This is a genomic window from Roseobacter sp., assembly GCF_045106495.1.
Lineage (GTDB): Bacteria > Pseudomonadota > Alphaproteobacteria > Rhodobacterales > Rhodobacteraceae > Roseobacter.
On record NZ_JBGCEQ010000037.1, the window covers coordinates 1 to 5,171 of the forward strand.

6 protein-coding genes and 1 pseudogene are annotated in these 5,171 nt (G+C 52.6%); 3 read left to right on the forward strand and 4 right to left on the reverse strand.

Features of this window, described 5'->3' with window-relative positions:
• Both AB8B75_RS18870 and AB8B75_RS18875 read right to left on the reverse strand, forming a co-directional pair.
• A partial coding sequence (locus AB8B75_RS18870) for an ISL3 family transposase (protein ID WP_405364370.1) occupies positions 1-1,169 on the reverse strand: 1,169 nt, incomplete at its 3' end.
• A gap of 89 nt (positions 1,170-1,258) precedes the next feature.
• Positions 1,259-1,519, reverse strand: a complete 261-nt coding sequence (locus AB8B75_RS18875) for a hypothetical protein (RefSeq protein WP_405364371.1) — start codon at positions 1,517-1,519, stop codon at positions 1,259-1,261.
• 776 nt (positions 1,520-2,295) lie between these two features.
• On the opposite strand from AB8B75_RS18875, the gene AB8B75_RS18880 reads away from it, so the two are divergent.
• The 3 genes from AB8B75_RS18880 (at position 2,296) to AB8B75_RS18890 (ending at position 4,260) form a co-directional block, all read left to right on the forward strand.
• Complete coding sequence (locus tag AB8B75_RS18880) at positions 2,296-2,622, forward strand: type II toxin-antitoxin system RelE/ParE family toxin (RefSeq protein WP_405364372.1); 327 nt, start codon at positions 2,296-2,298, stop codon at positions 2,620-2,622.
• Between the two features lie 2 nt (positions 2,623-2,624).
• Positions 2,625-2,939, forward strand: a complete 315-nt coding sequence (locus AB8B75_RS18885; RefSeq protein ID WP_405364373.1) for a transcriptional regulator — start codon at positions 2,625-2,627, stop codon at positions 2,937-2,939.
• A 118-nt stretch (positions 2,940-3,057) separates the two neighbouring features.
• A complete protein-coding gene (locus AB8B75_RS18890) occupies positions 3,058-4,260 on the forward strand; it encodes a Shedu immune nuclease family protein (protein ID WP_405364374.1) in 1,203 nt (400 codons plus the stop codon).
• A 107-nt stretch (positions 4,261-4,367) separates the two neighbouring features.
• On the opposite strand, the gene AB8B75_RS18895 is transcribed toward AB8B75_RS18890, so the two are convergent.
• On the reverse strand, positions 4,368-4,967 hold the full coding sequence (locus tag AB8B75_RS18895) for a zeta toxin family protein (RefSeq protein WP_405364375.1): 600 nt from the start codon (positions 4,965-4,967) through the stop codon (positions 4,368-4,370).
• A gap of 2 nt (positions 4,968-4,969) precedes the next feature.
• Positions 4,970-5,171: pseudogene (locus AB8B75_RS18900) on the reverse strand (hypothetical protein); the annotation flags it as partial.

Here is a 5,171-nt window from a genome sequence, read left to right on the forward strand (position 1 = left end):
TGGCCATTTGTGGGATCTCTGACAGGCTGGGGAACGACGTCTTCCGGATGGGGATGGTCAGGGCCCATCTTTTCTGCGGCACGCCACACACCCAGGAAGCGTTCAAGATGCGAACGACTTCCGGTATATCCGCGGTTCTTGACGTCGTGAAACAGATGACGCCCAAGCCGGTTGCCGTCCCTCCAGCAATCAGCGAGAAACGCTTCAAAGTACCTTGGCGACGATGGTGTTAGCGGCGCACGCTGTCTATCTTGAGCATTACTGAACTTGAGCCACTTCGCGATGCTGCGCCTCTCATAGCCGGTTTGCCGGGCGATTTCGCTGAAAGAATGGCCCTGCTGGCGCAGAGCATGAAGCATCTCGACCGTTTCCTGGCGCGACGCCCGATGCACCAATCGGGCACGGCGATGTTGGACCGCGTTGCATGCCAACGCTTCCTTGGAGAGGATAGGCCGGATATTTCCTTGCCCCAATAAGCTCATCTGCTCTTTGATCGCTGCTCGAAGATTTTGAACCAGATGAAACCGATCGGCGACCTCCTTCGCCTGAGGTGCGCCTTCGCGCGCAGCTTGCGCGTACAAGCCGCAGCGATCACGACTGACGACTTCGAGAGACGGCCGGTTCTTCAACCACTTAGCAGCGGTCTCGGCCTTGCGGTCGTTCAGAACATCAACGACCTCGTGACGTTCGAGATCGACCATAATCGTCCCATATCGCGACGAACGGCGCCAACTCCAATCATCGATACCAACCACACGGATATCAGCCCTCGGTGCGGGATTGGCAGAATTTCGCTTCAAATGCCGGAGGATCGTGTCGTCGCTGACCTGTATACCAAGTCTGTGCAGTACATACTCACCGGGACGACCACCCATACTATGGCCGATCAACTCGATTATCTCCGACAGTCTTGAGGTACTTCTTGCATAGGGCTGCGCAACCCTCGGTACTCTGTCAGCGAACGTTTTTCGACTACAATTCAGGGATCTGCACTTCCAACGGCTCAGCAAGATCTCGACCGTGACGAGCTTTCCCTGGACCGGCAAGTCCTTCAAACGACGGCTGTAACGTCCATGCCGATGGCGGCTTGGCGATCCGCAATGCGGACAGATGCCGTTCTCGGGAGCAACCGCAGAGACGACATAACTACCATTTGCGTCCTGCCTCATACCCAGAACTTTTGCCCCTGGGCCGGGGGACAATTTTGATAAAACGCGCATGCAGGAAGGTAGCAGGCAAGGCATCAACCGGCTACCCGTCACACAAAGTGAGGAAGAACCCATTTAAGTGCTAAGTGACAGCTGGCCCGCCGGAGATGCTTTTCCGTGCGCTTGGTCAGTTCCGGGCCGAACTTCTGCACCCACCGATACACCGTGGAGCGGTCAACCGCGACATCGCGTTCGGCTAGCAGGTCGGCGACATCCTGATAGGACAACGGATACCTCAGATACCAACGCACCGCGCACAGAATGACATCTTTCGGAAAGCGGTGATGTTTGAACGGGAATTTGCGCGGCATGGCGAACCTCAAAAGCACAAAAATCAACGACAAAGCAGGTTAATGCAACAGTCCCATTTTTGTGGTGAGGATGTGGTGTTTTCTCTCTCTTCGGCGTTAAACCGCAGCGTGTTCAGAAGATCGCCAATGGCCCAATACAGACACAGGAGCCCCATTCCAGACTGCGCCACTGTCATCACCAAGGAAACACTTGGAGATAGGGCAAATATGACGGCAACAAACAACATCATGCATGGAAGGCTGATGTCAAAAAATGCCAATATCACGTCGTCAATGTCCATGACGGTCATTATAGACGCAGGATTTCGAAAAGGGCAGGGAAACGCTCCTGCTCACCAAAGAACAAACGGGGCGTGCCAAGCCCTCGGATACGTCTCGCTGAAAGATGCCTGAACCACCCAAAAACCTACATCAAGGACGCTACGCGCCAGCAAAGCTGATAAATCCTTGACGTAGAACCTCGGATGTTTCCCACACGGTATCAGCGAAAGCGGCTCCGAAGAACAGGCACTTACCCCCAAGCTAACAGCGTATGATTGCGGTTTTTCTTGCGCGTGGGGCAGGGGAGCTGAGTATCATGAAGGCATGACCAAGAATGACCTATTTTTGATTGCTCTCTCGTGCATCGTGATGTCAGGCGTATTTTACGTCAAAGAGACGTTTTTTGATGCGCCGTGCCGGACAGGGCAGGGCGGACTTACTACCCAATGATTGGGGTAGGCACAGGGGTTAGAAGTATTTGACAACTGGTAACGTATGAGTTACTATATATTTGTATGGTTACTCTTCGCGTTTATGAAACAGCAGATGGAAAATGCCCGTTCAATGATTGGTTTGATGGTCTTGATGCCGCCGCTGCGGTGAAGGTGACGACAGCACTTGCCCGCATGGAACACGGCAATTTTGGTGACGTGAAATCCGTGGGGCAGGGGGTATCTGAGCGGCGCATACCATTCGGACCCGCATATCGCATCTACTTTGGCCGTGATGGCGATGAACTGGTCATATTGCTTTGCGGCGGATCGAAGAAACGCCAGAGCAAAGACATTGATGCCGCCAAGGCACTTTGGGACGAATACAAACAACGAAAGAAAGGGGGCTGAGCATGCCACTGACACGCGATTTTAAAGATACAATCAAGGCACGCGCCGAGCGTGATCCAGAGTTCCGCATGGGTCTCTTTCAGGAAGCCTTGGACGCATTGCTGAATGACGAGCTGAACTTGGGAAAGACCCTGTTGCGTGACTACGTGAACGCAACGGTTGGTTTTGATGCACTGGCCGCCGAGATGGAGAAAAACCCCAAGAGCCTAATGCGCATGCTCAGCGAAAGCGGCAACCCACGTGCCGACAATCTGTTGGCGATGGTTGCCCATCTCAAGCGGCACGAAGGGGTGGAATTCAGCGTAAGGCGGGAGTGAGCCGTCTTTTGCATAAAATGATGGGGCTTATGCGCGGATCCATTTGCTTTCGCAGTACTCCGAACAACTTGTGAACGGCGCAACATAGGCTAATCTCAGCTCTACAAGACTATAGGAGGTGAGCATCGATCTTTTCAAGGAATACAAATTTGCGAAAGATCGCAGGCCGTCTCGATACTACATTTCGAAGAGGTTTCCTTTGCCATGGAGCAAAAAGCTTTGGCGCTATGGAAACCGCGTATTTTCGAGCAACGAGGTTCCTGAAGTGATCAAGGAAAACGATGAGTATGTGATACGGAGTTCAGCGAATGGAACACGTCAAACTAAGGTAAAGTTCATTGAGGATGGTCGAGGGATAAGTCATCTTTGGTTTCAACAGTGGAACGCAAACAAAGGCACCCCAATGGGGGAACAGTTTGTGATCTACGGTCGTGAAGTTCCAGAATTAATTGAGTTTTTACAGGTTATTGAGAAGCTAGAAATACCTGATGAACAGAAGTTCAATCGCGAATTTGATGATTTGAAACTCGTTCACCTTCCTGACACCGATGCTCGAAAAGTTCTTGAAGATCATCCCGATTTGGTTGTGGAGTTCGCTCGCAGCAAAATCACGACACAGGATGTTATTGCTCTCGCATATCGCCGCCAGCAATTGGACGAGTTCCGCGCAATGCTGGATCAAAGAGACCTTTCTGAGGACGACTGGCAAAAATTCTTCGAACGCAATCAATGGATATTTGGCTACGGATTGTCCTACGTATTCACCACTGGGTTAAACGATGAAAATCTACAAGCCACCATCCGTGGCGCAAGCCTAATTAACAATGGCAAAAGACCAGACGCAGTAATGAAGACCCGTGCAGCAATAAGCGCACTCTGTCTTGTGGAGATCAAAAAGCATACAGAAGGGTTGCTCAAAGAGAGTCAGTACCGATCTGGCACATGGGCACCCACTGCCGAACTGTCGGGTGCAGTCGCGCAGACGCAAGAGAATGTGCGCGCTGCATTGGATGAATTGGATGTTCATCACCGATTTACGGACGACAATGGAAATCCCACTGGGGAGGCGTTGACGACGGTTCAACCGCGTTCGTTCTTGGTCATTGGCAACCTGTCAGAGTTTGAGTCCAGACATGGAGTGAATGAAGCACGGTACCGCTCGTTCGAGGATTACAGGCGCAATCTTCGCCAGCCAGAAATTCTAACTTTTGATGAACTATATCAAAGGGCGCGGTTCATCGTGGAAGCTGCGGAAGGCGTAGAAACACAGGACGACGACCATTCAGTCGCCGCAGATGATGACTGGGAAATACCCTTTTGATGTTTAGTTTGCTGGTGCGTAATTCATGAATTTCGCTCCGCACTACCAATAGCGATTGTTGACGGCCAGCCAACTGTGGCTGATGGGCCTGTCATAAACAGCGCTACCTACAGAACTAAATCGTCCCCGTAGAGATCGAGCACCCAATTGGGAAGCTGCGGCAAGGCAAAGGCGAGGGTTCCGTTTGTGAATGACAACGCCCGCACCGGGGGCTGGTTCAACTGGGAGTTGTCAAAGACATGACCGATGTCACTGCTCAGAATCGCTTGGCGGATCAGGGGGCCGGAGCGATCATATCGGTTTCTGATTTTCTCTTCAGGTACGGGATGACCACCCTCAGTGACCCTTTCACCGACGCGAGCGACGGATAGGTCGGGATGCTCTACCGAGATATGAAACGTCATAACGCGATACCCTAGGGCTTTGGCTTGGGTAATAAGGTCAAGCTTAGAAGGATGAGAGAACACGGTTTCCGTGGCAAAGCTTTTACGATCCGCCATCAAGGACGTGCGGCGCTCGGTGGCGATTTGTGCCGCCTCGTACGCTGCATTGACATCACCGTCTTTGAGCTCATAACGCTGGATGACGTCGGCGTTGATAAAGGGCACGGCAAATTTTGGCGCGATCCGCGTCTCGTAAAGCGTGGATTTGCCTGATCCGTTCGGACCTGCCAGCATCACGAGTATTGGACGCGGGACAGGGGCCACGCTCAGGCTGCGGCCTCAGGGTAGACCAACTCGCCTTTGTCATTCAGCCCAACACCACGGCCCAGCTGACGACGCTGCGCAAAGAAGGCCTCTTCTTGATCAGACGGCGCGGTCATATCTTCACCAAACTGCGCAAACCAGACTTCTTGCTCTTCAGCGCTCAGTTCGTCGGGGGAAAGCTCCCCTGCAAGGGCGGCATTGATG

Excerpts from the sequence above, each read along its gene's own strand:
- AB8B75_RS18875 (WP_405364371.1), bottom strand. The coding sequence starts at position 1,519 with ATGCCGCGCAAATTCCCGTTCAAACATCACCGCTTTCCGAAAGATGTC.
- AB8B75_RS18885 (WP_405364373.1), top strand. The coding sequence starts at position 2,625 with ATGCCACTGACACGCGATTTTAAAGATACAATCAAGGCACGCGCCGAG.
- AB8B75_RS18880 (WP_405364372.1), top strand. The coding sequence starts at position 2,296 with ATGGTTACTCTTCGCGTTTATGAAACAGCAGATGGAAAATGCCCGTTC.